Source organism: Ideonella sp. A 288, from assembly GCF_002198735.1.
In the GTDB taxonomy this organism is placed as follows: Bacteria; Pseudomonadota; Gammaproteobacteria; order Burkholderiales; family Burkholderiaceae_C; genus Pseudaquabacterium.
The window spans coordinates 1-18,097 of the sequence record NZ_MWLO01000143.1 but is presented as its reverse complement, the minus strand read 5'-3'; the positions used below and the strand labels follow the sequence as shown (position 1 = coordinate 18,097).

The 18,097-nt window shown below is 71.6% G+C and carries 18 protein-coding genes; 10 read left to right on the top strand and 8 right to left on the bottom strand.

Annotated features, from left to right (window positions below; translation table 11 throughout):
* From EOINJALH_RS23295 to EOINJALH_RS23280, 4 genes are all read left to right on the top strand, one after another.
* Nucleotides 1-879, top strand: a complete 879-nt coding sequence (locus tag EOINJALH_RS23295) for an ABC transporter permease (RefSeq protein ID WP_088284642.1) — start codon at nt 1-3, stop codon at nt 877-879.
* Nucleotides 876-1,652 carry a GntR family transcriptional regulator gene (locus EOINJALH_RS23290; protein ID WP_088284640.1) on the top strand — a complete coding sequence of 259 codons (777 nt, stop codon included), beginning with the start codon at nt 876-878 and terminating at the stop codon, nt 1,650-1,652. The genes EOINJALH_RS23295 and EOINJALH_RS23290 overlap by 4 nt, the downstream gene beginning before the upstream one ends.
* An 18-nt stretch (nt 1,653-1,670) precedes the next feature.
* Nucleotides 1,671-2,411, top strand: a complete 741-nt coding sequence (locus EOINJALH_RS23285) for an aspartate/glutamate racemase family protein (protein WP_088284638.1) — start codon at nt 1,671-1,673, stop codon at nt 2,409-2,411.
* 96 nt (nt 2,412-2,507) lie between these two features.
* A complete protein-coding gene (locus tag EOINJALH_RS23280; protein ID WP_088284636.1) occupies nt 2,508-2,999 on the top strand; it encodes an outer membrane protein assembly factor BamE in 492 nt (163 codons plus the stop codon).
* Nucleotides 3,000-3,029: 30 nt separating this feature from the next.
* Here EOINJALH_RS23280 and EOINJALH_RS23275 read toward each other — a convergent pair whose 3' ends face one another.
* From EOINJALH_RS23275 to EOINJALH_RS23265, 3 genes are read right to left on the bottom strand one after another with little or no spacing between them, the layout of a single operon-like run.
* Nucleotides 3,030-4,040, bottom strand: coding sequence for an AEC family transporter (locus EOINJALH_RS23275; protein ID WP_088284634.1), 1,011 nt, complete (start codon nt 4,038-4,040; stop codon nt 3,030-3,032).
* A gap of 34 nt (nt 4,041-4,074) precedes the next feature.
* Complete coding sequence (locus tag EOINJALH_RS23270) at nt 4,075-4,455, bottom strand: DUF167 domain-containing protein (RefSeq protein ID WP_088284632.1); 381 nt, start codon at nt 4,453-4,455, stop codon at nt 4,075-4,077.
* A gap of 13 nt (nt 4,456-4,468) precedes the next feature.
* Nucleotides 4,469-7,078, bottom strand: a complete 2,610-nt coding sequence (locus EOINJALH_RS23265) for a DNA topoisomerase III (RefSeq protein WP_088284630.1) — start codon at nt 7,076-7,078, stop codon at nt 4,469-4,471.
* Between the two features lie 148 nt (nt 7,079-7,226).
* Between EOINJALH_RS23265 and EOINJALH_RS23260 the strand changes: the two genes are divergently transcribed.
* The 3 genes from EOINJALH_RS23260 (at nt 7,227) to EOINJALH_RS23250 (ending at nt 9,467) form a co-directional block, all read left to right on the top strand.
* A complete protein-coding gene (locus EOINJALH_RS23260; protein ID WP_088284628.1) occupies nt 7,227-7,745 on the top strand; it encodes an SET domain-containing protein in 519 nt (172 codons plus the stop codon).
* Nucleotides 7,746-7,782: 37 nt separating this feature from the next.
* Nucleotides 7,783-8,700: biotin--[acetyl-CoA-carboxylase] ligase (locus EOINJALH_RS23255; protein WP_404872792.1), on the top strand; the 918-nt coding region annotated here is incomplete at its 5' end.
* Nucleotides 8,694-9,467 carry a sporulation protein gene (locus EOINJALH_RS23250; protein WP_088284624.1) on the top strand — a complete coding sequence of 258 codons (774 nt, stop codon included), beginning with the start codon at nt 8,694-8,696 and terminating at the stop codon, nt 9,465-9,467. The genes EOINJALH_RS23255 and EOINJALH_RS23250, both read left to right, overlap by 7 nt.
* Before the next feature lie 33 nt (nt 9,468-9,500).
* Here the strand turns inward: EOINJALH_RS23250 and EOINJALH_RS23245 are convergent, their stop codons facing one another.
* The 4 genes from EOINJALH_RS23245 to tkt all read right to left on the bottom strand — a co-directional run bounded on the left by EOINJALH_RS23245 (nt 9,501) and on the right by tkt (nt 15,173).
* Nucleotides 9,501-11,348, bottom strand: a complete 1,848-nt coding sequence (locus EOINJALH_RS23245; protein WP_088284622.1) for a S8 family peptidase — start codon at nt 11,346-11,348, stop codon at nt 9,501-9,503.
* A gap of 125 nt (nt 11,349-11,473) precedes the next feature.
* Nucleotides 11,474-12,472 (bottom strand): type I glyceraldehyde-3-phosphate dehydrogenase, encoded by a 999-nt coding sequence (gene gap, locus EOINJALH_RS23240; RefSeq protein ID WP_088284620.1) that lies wholly within the window; start codon nt 12,470-12,472, stop codon nt 11,474-11,476.
* A gap of 232 nt (nt 12,473-12,704) precedes the next feature.
* On the bottom strand, nt 12,705-13,087 hold a 383-nt coding region (locus EOINJALH_RS33550; RefSeq protein WP_404872791.1), incomplete at its 3' end, for a PKD domain-containing protein.
* 40 nt (nt 13,088-13,127) lie between these two features.
* Nucleotides 13,128-15,173 (bottom strand): transketolase, encoded by a 2,046-nt coding sequence (gene tkt / locus EOINJALH_RS23230; RefSeq protein WP_199873466.1) that lies wholly within the window; start codon nt 15,171-15,173, stop codon nt 13,128-13,130.
* 85 nt (nt 15,174-15,258) lie between these two features.
* Here tkt and speD point away from each other — a divergent pair, with 85 nt between their 5' ends.
* From speD to murU, 3 genes are all read left to right on the top strand, one after another.
* Nucleotides 15,259-15,657 carry an adenosylmethionine decarboxylase gene (speD, locus tag EOINJALH_RS23225; RefSeq protein WP_088284616.1) on the top strand — a complete coding sequence of 133 codons (399 nt, stop codon included), beginning with the start codon at nt 15,259-15,261 and terminating at the stop codon, nt 15,655-15,657.
* A 68-nt stretch (nt 15,658-15,725) separates the two neighbouring features.
* A complete protein-coding gene (locus EOINJALH_RS23220) occupies nt 15,726-16,301 on the top strand; it encodes a hemerythrin domain-containing protein (protein ID WP_088284614.1) in 576 nt (191 codons plus the stop codon).
* A 43-nt stretch (nt 16,302-16,344) separates the two neighbouring features.
* A complete protein-coding gene (gene murU / locus EOINJALH_RS23215) occupies nt 16,345-17,064 on the top strand; it encodes an N-acetylmuramate alpha-1-phosphate uridylyltransferase MurU (RefSeq protein ID WP_088284612.1) in 720 nt (239 codons plus the stop codon).
* Between the two features lie 54 nt (nt 17,065-17,118).
* On the opposite strand, the gene EOINJALH_RS23210 is transcribed toward murU, so the two are convergent.
* On the bottom strand, nt 17,119-18,097 hold a 979-nt coding region (locus EOINJALH_RS23210), incomplete at its 5' end, for a tripartite tricarboxylate transporter substrate binding protein (protein WP_310732332.1).

Here is an 18,097-nt window from a genome sequence, read left to right as displayed (position 1 = left end):
ATGTCGGGCGATCGCCGCTCCAAGGGTTTCTGGCCGCTGGCCGCGGTGTTCGGCCTGTTCGTGGTGTTCCTGTACGGGCCGGTGGTGACGATCTTCGTGCTCAGCTTCCAGGGGCCCGAGGGCGGTCTCACCTTCCCGATGCGCGGCTGGTCCACGCACTGGTACCAGTCGCTGTGGCAGGGCCTGGGCGTGGTCGACATCGGTGCGGCGCTGCGCCGCTCGCTGGCGCTGGGCACGGTGGTGATGGCGCTGACCGTGCTGCTGTCGCTGGGCGCGGGGCTGGCCTTCCGCAAGCCGCTGGCTGGTGCGCAGGGGCTGTTCTACGTCACCGTGGCCAGCCTGATCATGCCGTCGATCATCGTCTCGCTGGGCATCGGCCTGCAGTTCCGCCTGCTCGACGGCGCGCTGAAGTGGCTGCTCGACGCCGTCGGCGCCACCGGCGTGCTGGAGACCTACACCACCTCTCTGGGCCTGTACACCTCGGGCCTGGGCGCGCACCTGACCTGGACGCTGCCCTTCGGCCTGCTGATCATGTTTGCGGTGTTCAACCGTTTCAACCCGGCCTACGAAGAGGCCGCACGCGACCTCGGCGCCACGCCCTGGCAGGCCTTCCGGCATGTCGTGCTGCCGCTGATCGGGCCGTCGGTGGTGGGCATCGGCATGTTCGGCTTCACGCTCAGCTGGGACGAGATCGCGCGCTCGTCGCAAGCCATCGGCGACCTCAACACCCTGCCGCTCGAACTGCAGGGCCTGACCACCACCGTCACCACGCCGGCCATCTACGCGCTGGGCACGGTGACCACCGCCGTGTCGCTGGCCGTGGTGGGCGTGGCCTTCGGCGTGGCGGCGGCCCTGCGGCGGCGGCGGGCGGTGCGATGAAGGCGTCCCTCGCAACAGTGCCGACGCCGGCCGCCTGCACCGACGCCGACATCCACGACCAGCTCGTCGCCGCGGTGATGGACCACCGGCTGCCGCCCGGCACCAAGCTGGTCGAGGACAAGCTGGGCCAGGTCTACGGCGTGTCGCGCACGCGCATCCGCCAGGTGCTGATCCGGCTGGCGCAGTCGCAGGTGGTCACGCTGTCGCCGCACCGCGGGGCCAGCATCGCCGAGCCCAGCGTCGACGAGGCGCACGAGGTGTTCGAGGTGCGCCGCTTGATCGAGCCCACTCTGCTGCGCCGCGCCATCGCCCGCGCCAGCGCCACCGACCTGGACGCGCTGGCCGCGCTGATCGCCGACGAGGAACAGGCCCGCCGCCAGGGCCGCCACCCGGCGGCGCTGCGGCTGTCGGGCGAGTTCCACCTGCGGCTGGCGCAACTGGCCGGCCATGCCACGCTGCAGCGGCTGCTGGGCGAACTGGTGTCGCGCACCTCGCTCGTGCTGATGACCTATGGCGACGGCGCCCTGACGCGGCCGGTGCGGGCCGCCCGCGCTGCTCCCACGCCCCGCCGTGCCACGCGCTGGGTCGACGCCTGCAACTGCCACGACCACCGCGGCCTGCTCGCGGCCATGCGCCGCGGCGCCGCCGACGAGGCCGAGGCGCTGATGCTGCGCCACCTGTCGGAACTGGAGGCGGGCCTGTGCTTCGCACCGGCCGAACCCGTGCCGACCGACCTGGCCGCGCTGCTCGGCCCCGGCGCCCCCGTGGCCTGAGCCGGTCCGAACGCATCCATGCGCCTGGCCATCCTCAATCCCAACACCTCGGCCGCGGTCAGCGCCAGGCTGCTGGCCCATGCGCAGGCGCTGCTGGCCGGGCGAGGCGATGTCGAGCTCACCGCGTTGACGGCCACGCTGGGCGCCAGCTACATCGCCAGCGAGGCCGGCTATGCCATCGCCGGCCATGCCGCGCTGGACGCCTGGGCGCGCCACGTGGCCGCCGGGGGCGGGGCCGACGCGGTGCTGCTGGGCTGCTTCGGCGACCCCGGCGTCTGGGCGCTGCGTGAGACCACCGGGTTGCCGGTGGTCGGCCTGGCCGAGGCGGCGATGCGGCAGGCCGCGTTGCATGGGCGCTATGCCATCGTCACCGGCGGCGCCGCCTGGGTGCCGATGCTGCAGCGCCTGGCCGCATCGCTGGGCCTGGCCGACGGCCTGGCGGCGGTGCATGCCGTGGCGCCCAGCGGCGCACAGCTGGCGGCCGACCCGGCCGGCGCCATCGCGCTGCTGCGCGACGTGTGCGTGCGGGCCGCGCACGGCGTCGATGCGGTGATCCTGGGCGGCGCCGGTCTGGCGGGCTATGCGCAGGCCCTGGCCGCCGACCTGCCGGTGCCGCTGATCGACAGCGCCAGCGCCGGCATCGAGTGGCTCACCGGCCCGCCCCGCCCCGGCCTGCTGGCCGCACCGGCGGGCGGTGCGGCGCCGGCCTGGCAGGGGCTGGCGCCGGCGCTGCAACAATGGCTCGACCGGCCAGGCTAGTGGACCCTGCCCCGCGCATTCATGGGGGAACAACGCAGGTCCGGTGTCGGCGGATGCGGGCAAAATGGGGCGTCCTGGTTGTATCTGGAAGCAGTCATGCGCCTCATTGCCCTTGTCCTGGCCACTGCCGCCGCGCTGGCCGCCTGTGATCAGCACCGCATCGAAAAGCTCGAAGAGGGGCTGTCCACCGAGACCGATGTGCGCAGGCAGTTCGGCGAGCCCTCGCATGTCTCCGAGCGGGCCGACGGCAGCAAGGTGCTCGAGTACCCGCGCCAGCCCGAGGGCTCGACCAACTACCTCATCGTCATCGGCACCGACGGCAAGATGAGCTCGCTGCGCCAGTTGCTGACGCCGGCCAACTTCACCCGGGTGCAGACCGGCATGGCGCAGGTCGACGTGCGCCGTGCGCTGGGCAAGCCGGCCAAGACGCAGAGCTTCGCCGGCAAGCCCGACGAAGAGGTCTGGGACTGGCGCTTCCTCGACGGCCAGCAGAAAAAGGTGTTCACCGTCACCTTCGACCGCGAACGCCGCGTTCTGTCCTCGGCCACGATGGACGATCCGCGCGAGACGCTGGCCGGCGGCAGGTAGCGCCGGGCGGCCACCCAGCGACGGCGGCGCTCAGCCCAGCCGCGCCAGCACCGCCAGCCACAGCGGCGCGGTGAGCACGAAGCCCAGCGTCGACAGCACGATGGCGGTGGTGGTCTCGGCCTCCTGCGAGCGGTAGCGCTGCGCGAAGATCAATGCATTGCTGCCGGTGGGCAGCGCGGCCATCATCACCGCCACCTGCAGCGGCAGGCCGGCCAGGCCGAAGCCCCAGTGCGCCACCGCCAGCACCAGCGCCGGCAGCAGCAGCAGCTTCAGGCCGGAGATCGCCAGCGCGCCGCCCAGGGCACCGCCGACGTGGCTGTAGGCCAGCGACATGCCGATCAGCACCAGGCACAGCGGCGCCACGGCCGTGCCCAGCAACTGCAGCGTCTCGTCCAGCGCGCCGGGCAACGCCCAGCCGGTGGCGTTCCAGGCCAGGCCGGCCAGCACCGGCAGCACCACCGGGTGGATGATGGTGTTGCGCGCCGTCGTGCCCAGCGTGCGCCACAGGCTGGCGGTGGGCTCGTGCAGCGCGCGGGCGCGGGCCACGTCCAGTTCCACCAGCGCCGTGAGCACCGACAGCAGCACCAGCGCGTGCAGGCTGACCAGCGCGATGTGGATGCCCAGCCCGGCCTCGCCGAACAGCGCCGCCGCCACCGGGATGCCCACCTGGACCGAATTGCCGAACACCGCCGCGATGGCCCGCGACGACGGCGCCGCCGCGGCACGCTCGCCGGCCTCGAGGTTGGCGCCGGGCAGTGCCGGCCGGCGCCAGCGCTGCACCGCGTACACCGCCAGCATCGTGCACATCACCGGCACGAAGAACGCCACCACGGTGGCCCAGGGCATGGCGCCCAGGTCCAGCCGCGCGGTGGTGCGGAACAGCAGCGCCGGCACGAAGATGAAGAAGGCCGCGTGGCCCATCGTGCGCGCCGGGTCGGTGCCTTCGCCGGCCTGGCCCAGCCAGCGCATGCGCCCGGCGAACCAGCCGATGGCCACCGTCGCGAAGATGGCCAGCAGCTTGTGGAAGACGATCAAACTCATGCCGACCGATCATGCCCTGCGGCGGCCCGCGGGCTCATTCGCGATCCGGCAAGACCACCTTCGCGAGCCACGCCGCCACGGTGGCCGCGTCCAGGTCGATCTCCAGCTGCTTGCGCCGCGAGGCCGGGCCGCGCAGCAGACGCACCGCGCGCTTGGGGCAGCCCAGCTCGCCGGCCACCCAGTCGCACACCATCTCGTTGGCCTTGCCGTCCACCGGCGGCGCCGACAGGCGCACGCGCAGCGCGCCGTCGTGCAGTCCGTCGACGCCGGTGTGGCGGGCGTTGGGCACCACGCTCAGGTCGAGCAGGCAGGCCGTGCCCCCGCGTGCCACCAGGCAGGGCCAGTCCAGCGCCGCGGCGATCGAGGCGGCCTCGCCGGGCGGCTTCGCGCCCGGTGGCTTCGGCGCCTTGGCCATGCTCAACCAAGGATCACTTGGCAGCGGCCTTCTTCGCCGCGGTCTTTTTCGCCGCTGGCGCCTTCTCGCCACGCGGCGCGAACTCGAAGCCGACCTTGCCTTCCTTCTCGTCCCACACCAGCATGGCCTTGAACTTGCGCTTGGTGCGGTTGGAGACGAAGCCTTCGAGCTGGTCGGTGCGGCCGGTGGTCAGCAGCTTGACGGCCTGCTCGCGCGACACCGGCTGCTGCAGGATGATGCGGCCGGTCTTGAAGTCGCAGGTGACAGGCGCGCTCACCGCATGCTCGCAGGCGTAGTTGGTGCCGTGCTCGAAGACGCGGCCCTTGCACTTGGGGCACACGCCCAGGCTTTCCTGCCCGCTGAAGTCGATGGCCTCGGCCTCTCCGTCGGCGTTCTTGGCGTCGTCGCCGAAATCGAACTCGAGCTTCCAGTTGTTGATCTCGTCGTCGCGCACCAGCTTCAGCTCGGCGGTGAAGGGCCAGCCGGCCTTCGAGCGGAAGCCTTCGAGCGGGCCGATCTTCTTGTCGCGCAGGAAGGCCTCGACCTCGTGCAGCTCGAAGCTGCGCGCGCCGGGGATTTTGGTCATCGAGAAGCCGCAGCCTTCGCTGGCGCCATCGGCGCCGGTGCAGGTGAAGCGGCGGTAGTTCTCCTTCACGATGCCGCCGCAGTTGGGGCAGGGCGAGGTGAGCGTGGCGTAGTCGCCCGGGATGGTGTCGCGGTCGTATTCCTTGGCCTTGCGCACGATGCGCTCGGCCATCTTGGCGATCTCCTTCATGAAGGCGTCGCGCGACAGGCGGCCGTGCTCCATCTCGGCCAGCTGGTATTCCCAGTTGCCGGTGAGCTCGGGCTTGGTCAGGTCTTCGATCGCCAGGCCGCGCAGCAGCGTCATCAGCTGGAAGGCCTTGGCCGTGGGCACCAGCTCGCGGCCGTCGCGCAGCATGTACTTCTCGGCGATCAGGCCTTCGATCACCTGCGCGCGCGTGGCCGGCGTGCCCAGGCCCTTCTCGGCCATGGCCTCGCGCAGTTCGTCGTCGTCGATCAGCTTGCCGGCGCCTTCCATCGCGCTCAGCAGCGTGGCCTCGTTGTAGCGCGCCGGCGGGCGGGTCTTCAGCGGGTTGACGCTGACGTGCTCGTTGGCCACCACCTCGCTCGGCTGCACCGGCACCAGGTTGGCGTCTTCGTCCTGAGCCTCCTTGCCGTACACCGCCAGCCAGCCGGGGTTCACCAGCACCTTGCCGTTGGTCTGGAAGCACTGCTCGTCGCCCAGGCCCTTCACCGCGGCGGCCACCTTGGTGATGCGGGTGGTGACCATGTACTCGGCCGGCGGGTAGAACACCGCGATGAAGCGCTTGACCACCATGTCGTACAGTTTGGCCTCGGCCTCGGTCAGGCTCTTGGGCGCCTGCAGCGTGGGGATGATGGCGAAGTGGTCCGACACCTTGGCGTTGTCGAACACGCGCTTGGTGGGCTTGACGTAGCCCTCCTTCAGGCCCTTGGCGGCGTGCGGGGCCAGCGCCTTCAGCGGCCCAGGCAGGTCTTCGCCGGCGATCATCTGGAAGGTCTGCTTGACGGTGGCCAGGTAGTCCTCGGGCAGCGCGCGCGAGTCGGTCCGCGGGTAGGTCAGCACCTTGTGCTTTTCGTACAGCGCCTGCGCCAGGCTCAGCGTGGTCTTGGCCGAGAAGCCGAAGCGGCCGTTGGCCTCGCGCTGCAGCGTGGTCAGGTCATAGAGCAGCGGGCTGCTCTGGTTGCTCGGCTTGGCCTCCTCGGTGACGACACCGGGCTTGCCCAGCACCGCGTCGCCGATGGCCTGGGCATCGCGCTCGTTCCAGATCCGGTCGGCACGGCGATCGGGGTCGTCGTCCTTCTTGAACTTCGGGTCGAACCACTTGCCCTCGTAGCCGCCGGCGGCGGCCTCGAAGCCGGCCTTGATCTCCCAGTAGTCGCGCGAGACGTGCTTTCGGATCTTCTCTTCGCGCTCGACGACGATCGACAGCGTGGGCGTCTGCACCCGGCCCACGGTGGTCAGGAAGAAGCCGCCGTCGCGCGAGTTGAAGGCCGTCATCGCGCGCGTGCCGTTGATGCCGACCAGCCAGTCGGCCTCGCTGCGGCTGCGCGCGGCATCGGCCAGGCCCAGCATCTGCTGGTCGCTGCGCAGGTGGTCGAAGCCGTCGCGGATGGCCTGCGGCGTCATGCTCTGCAGCCACAGCCGCTGCACTGGCTTGGTCGACGCGCCCTTGCCGGTGGGGTCGGCGTACTGCACGATCAGGCGGAAGATCAGCTCGCCCTCGCGGCCCGCGTCGCAGGCGTTCACCAGCGCGCCCACGTCCTTGCGCTTGACCAGCTTGACCACCGCGTTCAGCCGCGTCTTGGCCTTGTCGATGGGGGCCAGGTCGAAGTGCGGCGGCACCACCGGCAGGTGCGCGAAGCTCCACTTGCCGCGCTTCACGTCGTATTCCTCCGGGGCCTTGATCTCCACCAGGTGGCCCACCGCGGAGGTGACGATGTGGGTGTCGTTCTCGAAATGTTCGGCGTGCTTCTCGAACTTGCCGGCCACGGGGGTGAGCGCGCGGACGATGTCCTGCGCCACGCTGGGCTTCTCGGCAATGATCAGTGTCTTGCTCATGGATGCGATGTGTTCCTGGTGATCGGCCCGCCCGCGCGGGTCCTTCGGGGCCCGCCCCGGCGGGGTCTGGGGCCGTGCCTACAATCCGTCCTCTTCGCGCGCGCCTGCACAGGTGTACACGCGCGCGCCCATGAATTCACTTTAACCAATGACGCCAACCCTGCAAGCCGACCGCCCGAAGTCTTCTGCCGCCACCGCCCCGGCGGGAGGCCGGCGCATCCAGGTGCGCAAGAGCGGCGTGCACGGCAAGGGCGTCTTCGCGCTGCAGCCCATCGCGGCCGGCGACACGGTCATCGAGTACACCGGCGAGCTGATCAGCTGGGACGAGGCGCTGCGCCGCCACCCGCACGACCCCACCGACCCCAACCACACCTTCTACTTCCACATCGACGAGGCGCATGTCATCGACGCCAAGGTGGGCGGCAACGCGGCGCGCTGGATCAACCACGCCTGCACGCCCAACTGCGAGGCCGACGAAGACGGCGCCCGCGTCTTCATCAAGGCGTTGCGCGACATCGCGCCGGGCGAGGAGTTGTTCTACGACTACGGCCTGGTCATCGACGAGCGCTACACCCCGGCGCTCAAAAAGCAGTTCGCCTGCCGTTGCGGCACGGCCGGCTGCCGTGGCACCATGCTGGCACCCAAGCGCCAGAAGCTGCGCGCCTGACGTCCCTCCCGACCGTCCAGCCCGCCCACCCCCAGANGCCCACCCCCAGATGCCCGACACCGATCGCCAGAACTGGGACGCCGAGACGCTGTGGCAGCGGCTCGAACCGCTGCACCCCGGGCTGACGGTCGAGGTGCTGGCCGAGGCCGGCTCCACCAACACCGTGCTGCTCGAGCGGGCCCGCCTGGGCGACACCGCCGCCAGCCTGCTGGTGGCCGAGCGCCAGACGCAGGGCCGTGGCCGCCAGGGCCGCCCCTGGCAATCGGCGCCGGGCGCGTCGCTCACCTTCTCGCTGGCGCTGCCGCTGGCTGCGGCCGACTGGTCGGGCCTGTCGCTGGCGGTGGGCCTGGCGCTGGCCGAGGCGCTCGACCCGCCGGTGCCCGGCCAGACTGCGGGGCAGGTGCCGCGCATCGGCCTGAAGTGGCCCAACGACCTGATGCTGGTGCAGCCCGACGGCCTGCCGCACAAACTGGGCGGCATCCTCATCGAGTCGGTGGCCGCGGCCGGCCAGCGCATGGCGGTTGTCGGCGTGGGCCTGAACATCGTGCCGCAGGCCCGCTCCGGCCTGCCGGTGCAGGCCCTGTCGCAGGGGTATGGCGGCGTGCAGGCGCTCCACCCTGCGCTGGACGCACCGGCCACGCTGGCCCGCGTGGCCGAGCCGCTGCTGCGCGCGCTGCTGGCCTTCCAGCAGGCCGGGTTTGCGCCGCTGCGCGAGCGCTATGCGGCGCGTGACCTGCTGGCCGGCCAGCCGGTGAGCACCTCGCTGGCCGACCTGCCCGAGGGCGTGGCCGATGGCGTCGACAGCGACGGTGCCCTGTGGGTGCGCGCGCAAGGCCGGCGCCACCGGGTAAGCAGCGGCGAGGTCAGCGTGCGGGCCACCGCGGCCGCGCCGGCCGCGGCCACCGCGGGTGGTCCCGCCGGCGGCCCCACGGCCCGGGGAGCAACGGCATGCTGAGGGCCCTGGTGCTGTTGCTGCTGCTGGTCAATGGCCTGCTGCTGGCCTGGCAGCAGGGGTGGCTGGGCGCCGCGGCGCCGGCCCCGTCGATGGCCCAGCGCGAGCCCGAGCGGGTGCGCCAGCAGGTCAATCCCGAGGCAGTGCGGGTGCTGCCGCCGGTGGCGGCCAGTGCAGCCCTGGCCGATGCGGCGCGCCGGGCGGCGGAGGCTGCGGCGATGGCGGCGTCTGCGGCTGCGTCTGGCGCCGCCGCCGCTGCGTCGGCACCGGCCTCGGCGGCGTCTGGTGTGTCAGCGGCAGCCTGCCTCGAAGCCGGTCCCTTTGCCACGGCCGAACTGCCCGCAGTCGAGCGCGCCCTGCGCGAGGCCCAGCTGCCGCCGCGCAGCTGGACCACCGTGTCGTCGCAGCGCAAAGGCAGCTTCATGGTCTACATGGGCCGCTACGCCGATGCCGACGCAGTGACGCGCAAGCTGGAAGAGCTCCAGCGCCTGAAGGTCGAGGCCGAGGCGCTGGGCCACTCACCCGAGCTGCAGCCGGGCGTGAGCCTGGGCCGCTTCGACGACAAGGGCGCGGCCGACAACGCGCTGGCCAGGCTGGTGCAGCGCGGCGTGCGCACCGCCCGCGTCGTGACGATCACCCCGACCGTGACGCTGGCCACGCTGCGCGTGCCGGCAGCCGATGCCGCGTTGCGCGACAAGCTCTTCAACCTGAAGCTGCTGCCCGCCGGCGTGGGCTTTGCCCCCTGCGCCGCCACGCCACCGAAGGCCTGAGGGCCGGCTGCCCTTCGGCCGGCGCCGCGCAGGTCAGTAGCCTGCGGCGGCGGCCTGGGCCAGCAAATCGGCCAGCCGCCCCAGCAGGTTGATGCGGTCGTTGAGGGCCGGCACCAGGTAGTACACATTGCCGCCGGCCGTGCCCACGTAGGAGCGGGTGGACGGGTAGTATCGGTGGTAGTACCCGTAGTTCACCACCGAGCGCTGGGCTGCGGGGGCGATGTACTGCGGGTACAGCGCCTCGAGGTGATTGAACACGCGGTCCGAGGCGGCCGCGTCGGCCATGGCCGCGGGGGTGGACATGGCCACCGCCGCCGCCGCGTCCAGCAGCCCGGCGCCGCAGGTGCCGATGGTGCAGTAGCACTCGATCTGCTCGGTCGCGTCGGGGGCCCGGCAGGTCACCACGTCGGGCTCGGCGCCGGTGCTCGGGAAGGGCCGTGCCGTGGCCTGCAGGGCGGTGCGCACCTGCGCCGGCGTCAGCGACGGGTTCGCCGACAGCATCAGCGCCACCGTGCCGGCCACGATGGGCGAGGCGAAGCTGGTGCCCAGCGTGGCGTCGTTGCTGTCGCTGTAGGTGTCGGCGCCCGGCGCGGTGCTGCCCGAGTTGGTGGTGGTCAGCAGCGGGTAAAGGCAGGCGCCGGTGAGGTTGACGCAGTTGCCGGCCGGCGCCGCGATGGCCGATTCGGGCCCCAGGCTGGAATAGCCCACCTTGGTGCCGCTGTGGCGCACGCCGGCCACCGCAATGGCCCCCGGGCAGTTGGCGGGCACGCCGACGGCCGTGCCGGTGTCGTTGCCCACCGCGGCCACCACGGTCACGCCGGCCGCGGCCAGCTCGGCCACCGCATCCGCATAGCTGGCCAGGCAGGCGCCGGGCGATCCCAGGCTCAGGTTGACGACGCGGGCCGGATGGAGGTTGAACACCGGGTCGCTGGACAGGCCGGCCGCCCAGCGCATGCCGGCGATGATGTCGGAGTCATAGCCGCCGCAGCGGCCCAGCACGCGCACCGGCAGCACCATCACGTTGCGGCCGGCGCCGGCCATGCCCACGGCGTTGTCGGTGGCCGCGCCGACCAGGCCCGCCACCTGTGTGCCATGCCAGCTGCTCGGCTGCGCGGCCTCGCCGCCGCTGCACTCGCCGAAGTCGGTCCAGTCACCGGGGTCGGACGGGTCGGGGTCGCGGCCGCCGCCGTCGTTGGCCGTGACGCGGTCGACGATGAAATCGCGGCCCGGGTGCAGCTTCCCGACCAGGTCGGGGTGGTTCGGGCGCACGCCGGTGTCGAGCACGGCGACGGTGATCGATGGCGAGCCCGGGGTGACATCCCAGGCGCCGACGGCGTTGACGGCCGAGACGAAGGTGCTGTCGGGCGCCCGCAGGTACCACTGGCCCGCCGAGGGCGTGATGGAGGCCTGGCCTGCGCCGAAGTACGGGTCGTTGGGCACGGCGGTCAGGCGGCGGCGCAGGTCGGGCACGGCCCATTCCACGTCGGGCTGCGCGGCCAGGCGGGCGGCGAGCTGGCTCGACGACAGGCCGACACTGCGCAGCGCCTGCGTGCGGCCACCCAGCACCGGGCCGTCGACCAGCGGCAGCGACAGCCGTGCCGCCAGCGAGGCCGCATGCTGCGGCCGCGCGGTGGCGGTTGCACTTGGGGCCGCACTTGCGGCCGCGCTTGGGGCCCCGCGAGGAGCCACGGCCAGCGCGCGCATCAGGCGGCTGTCGGCGCGGTACTTGACGATCACCCGTGCGGCCTGGGCGTCTTCCGCGGCCGGGGCCGCGGGGTGGCGCTGCGGGCCACGCTCGTTCGCGGCAGGGGCGGCCGAGGCGATCATCACCGCCGCCGCGGCGGCCAGCAGGCGGAAGATCATCGAAAGTGGAAGGGTCATCCTGGGTTCGGCGGGCAAAGCAGATCGCCCATCCTAGCCAGCCAATGTCAAGGCCCTGTGAAGAACGAGAAAGCGCCCGGCAGGCCGGGCGCTTCGGGGTGATGCCGTGAGGCGCCCGGGGACGATCAGCGCGCGACCACGCGCACCATCTCGAGCACCTTGTTCGAGTAGCCCCACTCGTTGTCGTACCAGGCGATGACCTTGATGAAGGTCTTGTCCAGCGCGATGCCGGCGTCGGCGTCGAACACGCTGGTCATGGCCTCGCCGCGGAAGTCGGTGGAGACCACCTTGTCCTCGGTGTAGCCCAGCACGCCCTTCATGGCGCCTTCGGAGGCGGCCTTCATGGCCTTGCAGATGTCGTCGTAGCTGGCTTCCTTGATCAGCTCGACGGTGAGGTCGACCACCGACACGTCCGACGTGGGCACGCGGAACGACATGCCCGTGAGCTTCTTGTTCAGCTCGGGGATCACCACGCCCACGGCCTTGGCGGCACCGGTGGAGCTGGGGATGATGTTCTCGAGGATGCCGCGGCCGCCGCGCCAGTCCTTGTTGCTCGGGCCGTCGACGGTCTTCTGCGTGGCGGTGGCGGCGTGCACCGTGGTCATCAGGCCGCGCTTGATGCCGAAGGTGTCGTTCAGCACCTTGGCCACCGGGGCCAGGCAGTTGGTGGTGCAGCTGGCGTTGCTGATGATGGCCTGGCCGGCGTAGGTCTTGTCGTTGACGCCGTAGACGAACATCGGCGTGTCGTCCTTGCTGGGCGCGCTGAAGATCACCTTCTTCGCGCCTGCGGCCAGGTGCTTCTCGCCGGCCTCCTTGGTCAGGAACAGGCCGGTGGCCTCGACCACCACGTCGGCGCCGATCTCGGCCCACTTCAGCTCGGCCGGGTCCTTCAGCGCGGTCAGGCGGATCTTCTTGCCGTTGACGATCAGCGTGTTGCCGTCCACCGACACCTCGCCCTTGAAGCGGCCGTGCACGCTGTCGTACTTGAGCATGTAGGCCAGGTAGTCGGGCTCGAGCAGGTCGTTGATGCCGACGATCTCGATATCCTGGAAGTTCTGCACCGCGGCGCGGAACACCATGCGCCCGATGCGGCCGAAGCCGTTGATGCCGATCTTGATGGTCATGAGGACTCTCCGGTGGGTGGATGTGGGAAATGCGCGGTCACGGGCACCATCACGGGCGACACCCGAGCTGGCCCTTCTTCGTGTTCTCGTGGTACTTCAGCTTGCCGGGGCAGGCCGGCTTCTCGGACGGCGCGGCGGTGCCCGGCCTGGCGCTGCAGGCGAAGGCGCCGGACTTCTTGTTCACGCTCTTGGCCACCAGCGTCCAGCCGCTCGGGCAGCTGGGGCCCTGCGNGGGGACGACGACATCGGCGGCGGGGGCGGCGCCACGACAGTGACCACGGCCTTCTGGTTCGGGCCGCTGCACTTCAGCGTGGGCAGCGCCGTCTTCGGCTCGACCATCACGGTGTAGTGGCCGGCGGCCTTGTAGGTGTAGGGCACCACCAGGTTGGCGTCCTTCTCCTGGTTGATCTTCGCGTCGGTGGTCTGGCCATCGCCGAAGTGGATGCGCACGTTGCAGTTCTGGGCCTTGCTCAGGTCGAACTGCGCCGACACCGTCACCGGTTCGCCCACCTTGGCCTGCGCCGGCTCGACCTTCACACCGAGCAGCGTCTGCGCCTGGGCCGGCAGCGCGGCGAACAACAGGCTGGCGATCAGGGCGGGCAGCGGGTACTTCATGGCGGGCCTGGGCGAAGGGGGAGGCGTCGAGCGAGCCGATTCAGCGCCGGGACAGCACCGCGCGCACGGTGGCGACCAGGTTGTCGGCGGTGAGGTGGAAGTGCTTGAACAGCTGCGGCGCCGGGGCGCTCTCGCCGTACGTGTCCACGCCGATCACCGCAGCGCAGCCGTACTTCCACCAGCCGTCGGTGACGCCGGCCTCGATGGCCACCCGCGGCAGCCCGGCCGGCAGCACGCTGGTCTTGTAGGCCACGCTCTGGCGGTCGAACACGCTGGTCGAGGGCATCGATACCACGCGCACCGCCACGCCGTCCTGCGCCAGCTGCGCCTGGGCGTGCAGCGCCAGCTGCACCTCGGAGCCGGTGGCGATGATCACTGCCTGGGCCTTCTTGCGCAGGCCCACCTCGGCCGGCTCGGCCAGCACGTAGGCGCCCTTGGCGATGTCGTCCAGCGCCGACCGGGGGGCGTAGGGCAGGTTCTGCCGCGACAGTAGCAGCGCGCTCGGCCGCGCGCGCGATTGCAGCGCCACGGCCCAGGCCACCACGGTCTCGGCGGTGTCGGCCGGGCGCCAGACGTCCAGCCCCGGGATCAGCCGCAGCGACGCGGCATGCTCCACACTTTGGTGGGTAGGGCCGTCCTCGCCCAGGCCGATGGAATCGTGCGTGAAGACATGGATCACCCGCGCCTTCATCAGCGCGGCCATGCGGATGGCATTGCGGCTGTAGTCGCTGAAGGTGAGGAAGGTGCCGCCGTAGGGGATGTAGCCGCCGTGCAGCGCCACGCCGTTCATGATGGCGGCCATGCCGAACTCGCGCACGCCGTAGTTGACGTGGCGGCCGATGTGGCCGTCGGCCATGACCACCGCGCCGTCGTCGGCGAAGCGCAGCGGTGGCGTCGACGAGGTGTTGGTGAGGTTCGAGCCGGTCAGGTCGGCCGAGCCGCCCAACAGCTCGGGCAGGGCCTTGGTGAAGGCCTCCAGCGCGATCTGGCTGGCCTTGCGGCTGGCCACCGTCTCGCCCTTGACGTGGGCGGCCACGGCGGCGTCCACCGCCGCCTGCGCGAAGCCGGCGGGCAGGTCGCCGGCCATGCGCCGCACGAACTCGGCGGCCAGCGCAGGGTGCTCGGCCTGGTAGGCGGCGAAGGTGTCCTGCCACCGATGCTCGGCGGCCTCGCCGTTGGCGCGGGCGTCCCACTGCACGTAGGCGGCCTCGGGGATCACGAAAGGCTCATGGGTCCAGCCCAGGGCCTCGCGGGTGAGCTTGATCTCGTCGGCGCCCAGCGGCTCGCCGTGGGCCTTGGCGGTGCCGGCACGGTTGGGCGAGCCGCGGCCGATGGTGGTCTTGCAGATGACCATGGTGGGCTTGGTGGCCGACGCGTGTGCGCGGGCGATGGCCAGGTCGACCGCGTCGACGTCGTGGCCGTCGACCGGGCCGACGACGTGCCAGCCGTAGGCCTCGAAGCGCTTGGCCACGTCGTCCACGTACCAGGGCTGCACCTTGCCGTCGATCGAGATGCTGTTGTCGTCGTACAGGGCCACCAGCTTATTGAGCTTCCAGGCCCCGGCCAGCGCGCAGGCCTCGTGGCTGATGCCTTCCATCAGGCAGCCGTCGCCCAGGAAGGCGTAGGTGCGGTGGTCGACGATGGTGTGGCCGGGCCGGTTGAACTCGGCCGCCAGCAGCTTCTCGGCCAGCGCCATGCCCACCGCGTTGGTGATGCCCTGGCCCAGCGGCCCGGTGGTGGTCTCGACGCCCGGGGTGACGCCCACCTCGGGGTGGCCCGGCGTCTTGCTGTGCAGCTGGCGGAAGTTGCGCAGCTCGCTCAGGGCCAGGTCGTAGCCGGTGAGGTGCAGCAGCGCATAGATCAGCATCGAGCCGTGGCCGTTGGACAGCACGAAGCGGTCGCGGTCGGCCCAGTGCGGGTTGGCCGGGTTGTGCTTGAGATGCCGGCCCCACAGTGCGACGGCGATCTCGGCCATGCCCATCGGCGCGCCGGGGTGGCCGGAGTTGGCCTGCTGCACGGCGTCCATCGCCAGCGCGCGGATGGCGTTGGCCATCAGGGAGGTGTCTTGGGAGAGGTTCGAGGCCATGCGCAGCGCCGTGAGGCGGGTTGGGGAGGGGGGGGCCGATCGGGGGAGCGAACCAGCGATTTTAGCGGCCCGATAATCCGCGCCCATGCAGGGTCTGCACCTCACCGCCGATGCCAGCGGCTGCCCGACCGGCGCGGCGGCCCTGCGCGAGCCCCTCGCGCTTCGCGCGTTGTGCCTGGCCGCGGTGGCCGAGGCGGGCCTGACGCCCGTGGGCGAGCTGTTCCACCGCTTCGATGGCCAGGTGGGTGGCGGTGGGGTCACCGGCGTCGTGTTGCTGGCCGAATCGCATCTGGCGGTGCACACATGGCCCGAGCTCGCCGCGGTGACGCTGGACGTCTACGTGTGCAACTTCGGCGCCGACAACTCCGACCGGGCCGAGCGGCTGCTGGCCGCCCTGTTGGCGGCGTTTCAACCGGCCTCGGTCGACCGCCAGCAACTGCGGCGCGGCCGCCTGCCGGGCGCCGGCCCCGCTGGCGCGCCTTGACTTGTCTCAAGCCGCGCGGCGCTGATCGGCGCCATGCTCGGGGTCCGAACGATGCCCGGGCTCCGACCATGCGCCACGCCTCCCTTTCCGTCATCCACGATGAGCACCAGGCCCTCGCGGCGATGCTGCGCTCGCTGTCGATGCTGGTCGACCAGTCGCGGCGCGAGCACAAGCTGCCGCCCTTCGACGTGCTGCGCGCGATGCTGTTCTACGTCGACGAGTTCCCCGAGCGCCTGCACCACACCAAGGAAAGCGACCTGCTCTTCCCGAAGGTGCGCGAGCGCTGCCCCGAACTCGGCGAGGTGCTCGACCGGCTGGACGCCGACCACGGCCGCGGCGAGGCGGCGATCCGCGAGCTCGAGCACCTGCTGCTGGCCTTCGAGGTGATGGGCGAATCGCGCCGCCAGGCCTTCGAGGACGCGGTGCAACGCTACATCGATGCCTATCTGCGCCACATGGCCATCGAGGAGACCGAGATCCTGCCGGCCGCCCGCAACCACCTGACCGAGGCCGACTGGGTCGACCTCGACGTGGCCTTCGCCGCCAACAAGGACCCGCTCACCGGCCACGAGGCCAGTGCCGAGTACCAGCCGCTGTTCCGCAAGATCGTCATGACGGCCCCGGCGCCCATAGGGCTCGGCTGAGCCCCTGCGGCGCCCGCTGGCGGGCCCCTACACTGCGGGCCCGATGAGTGCCCCCCGCAACCTTCCCGCCGTGATCCTGGCCGCCGGCCGCGGCGAGCGCATGCGGCCGCTGACCGACCACACGCCCAAGCCACTGCTGCCGGTGTGCGGCAAGCCGCTGATCGAGTGGCACCTCGAGGCCCTGGCCCGCGCCGGCGTGCGCGAGGTCGTCGTCAACACCGCCTGGCTGGAAGAGCAGTTCCCGCGCGTGCTGGGCGACGGCAGCCGCTGGGGGCTGCGCCTGCGTTACTCGATGGAAGGCCGCGACCACGGCGGCGCGCTCGAAACCGCCGGCGGCATCGCCAAGGCGCTGCCCTGGCTGGGCGAGTGCTTCTGGGTCGTCTCGGGCGACGTGTTCCTGCCCGGTTTCGCGTTCGACGCGGCCGACGCCCGGCGCTTCGAGCACGGCACGCGCCTCGGACAGCTGTGGCTGGCGCCGAACGCGCCGCACCACCCCGAGGGCGACTTCGGCCTCGGCGACGACGGGCTGGCCGTGCTCGACGGCCGACCCGCGCGCCCCTGGCGCACCTGGGCCAGCGTGGGCCTGTTCCGCGCCGAGATGTTCCGGGGCATCGCGCCCGGCACCCGCCTGCGCCTGACGCCGCTGCTGCACCAGGCCATCGCCCAGCGCCGCCTGGGCGCCCAGCCCTGGGACGGCGAGTGGACCGACGTCGGCACGCCGGAGCGCCTGGCGGCGCTGGAGGCGGCCGCGCCGCGCGCTTGACCGTCAGCGTCTGGCCGGCGCCGTCACGACGGCGCCGGGCAACCCGGCGCGGCCTCAGCCCTTGCCCGCCAGCCCCAGCCGCTCGATCAGCGCCTTCTCGGCCGTGAAGCTGTCGCGCGCGAACTTGGTGTAGGCCTCGGTGTTCTTGTAGATCACCGTCTGGTCGTACTTGTCGAAGGTGGCCATCACCGCGGGGTCGTCGAGCGTCTTCTTGAAGGCGTCGTGCAGCGTGCGCACCACCGCCGGGTCCATGCCCTTGGGGCCGCAGACGCCGAAGGGCGAATCCGACACCGTCTGGTAGCCCAGTTCGTCCAGCGTGGGGATGGTCGGCCAGCGCTTGGTGCGCTTGCTGCCGTAGGTGGCCAGCAGGCGCAGCTTGCCGGCCTCGACGTGCGGGCCCCAGCCGGTGGCGTCGCTGGCACCCATCACGTGGCCGCCCAGCAGCGCCTGCATGTTGTCGGCGTTGCCCTTGAAGGGCACGTGCGTGAGCTTGATGCCGGCGCGCTGCGCGAACTCTTCCACCGCCAGGTGCGGGCTGGTGCCGATGCCGGTGGAGCCGTAGGTGAACTTCTCGGGGTTGGCCTTGGCGTAGGCCACCAGGTCGGCGACGCTCTTGATCGGCGAATCGGCCGGCACCACGAAGCCGAAGGTGTAGCCGGTGAGGCAGGCGATCCAGGTGAAATCCTTCAGCGTGTCGAACTGCACCTTCTGCATGTGCGGGATGCGGAACACGCCGTGCGGCAGCTGCGACACGACATAGCCGTCGGGCTTGGCATTGACCAGTTCGTTGGCGCCGAGCATGCCGCCGGCGCCGGGCTTGTTGTCGACGATGATCGTCTGGCCCAGGATCTTGGCCGCGCTCTCGGCCAGCGCGCGGATCACCGCGTCGGTGGAGCCGCCTGCCGGCCACGGGCAGATGTAGCGGATCGGCCGCGTCGGGAACGCCGGGGCCTGGGCCAGCGTGGGCAGCGCCAGGCCGCCGGCCGCGGCGGTGGCGCCGGCCAGGAAGGCGCGGCGGGAAGAGGGGGTGGGG

Coding starts and splice junctions, on each gene's coding strand:
- tkt (WP_199873466.1), bottom strand. CDS start 15,173: ATGGCCTCGAACCTCTCCCAAGACACCTCCCTGATGGCCAACGCCATC.
- EOINJALH_RS23280 (WP_088284636.1), top strand. CDS start 2,508: ATGCGCCTCATTGCCCTTGTCCTGGCCACTGCCGCCGCGCTGGCCGCC.
- EOINJALH_RS23245 (WP_088284622.1), bottom strand. CDS start 11,348: ATGACCCTTCCACTTTCGATGATCTTCCGCCTGCTGGCCGCCGCGGCG.
- EOINJALH_RS23220 (WP_088284614.1), top strand. CDS start 15,726: ATGCGCCACGCCTCCCTTTCCGTCATCCACGATGAGCACCAGGCCCTC.
- EOINJALH_RS23260 (WP_088284628.1), top strand. CDS start 7,227: ATGACGCCAACCCTGCAAGCCGACCGCCCGAAGTCTTCTGCCGCCACC.
- EOINJALH_RS23265 (WP_088284630.1), bottom strand. CDS start 7,078: ATGAGCAAGACACTGATCATTGCCGAGAAGCCCAGCGTGGCGCAGGAC.
- EOINJALH_RS23250 (WP_088284624.1), top strand. CDS start 8,694: ATGCTGAGGGCCCTGGTGCTGTTGCTGCTGCTGGTCAATGGCCTGCTG.
- gap (WP_088284620.1), bottom strand. CDS start 12,472: ATGACCATCAAGATCGGCATCAACGGCTTCGGCCGCATCGGGCGCATG.
- EOINJALH_RS23295 (WP_088284642.1), top strand. CDS start 1: ATGTCGGGCGATCGCCGCTCCAAGGGTTTCTGGCCGCTGGCCGCGGTG.
- EOINJALH_RS23270 (WP_088284632.1), bottom strand. CDS start 4,455: ATGGCCAAGGCGCCGAAGCCACCGGGCGCGAAGCCGCCCGGCGAGGCC.
- EOINJALH_RS23290 (WP_088284640.1), top strand. CDS start 876: ATGAAGGCGTCCCTCGCAACAGTGCCGACGCCGGCCGCCTGCACCGAC.
- murU (WP_088284612.1), top strand. CDS start 16,345: ATGAGTGCCCCCCGCAACCTTCCCGCCGTGATCCTGGCCGCCGGCCGC.
- EOINJALH_RS23285 (WP_088284638.1), top strand. CDS start 1,671: ATGCGCCTGGCCATCCTCAATCCCAACACCTCGGCCGCGGTCAGCGCC.
- EOINJALH_RS23275 (WP_088284634.1), bottom strand. CDS start 4,040: ATGAGTTTGATCGTCTTCCACAAGCTGCTGGCCATCTTCGCGACGGTG.
- speD (WP_088284616.1), top strand. CDS start 15,259: ATGCAGGGTCTGCACCTCACCGCCGATGCCAGCGGCTGCCCGACCGGC.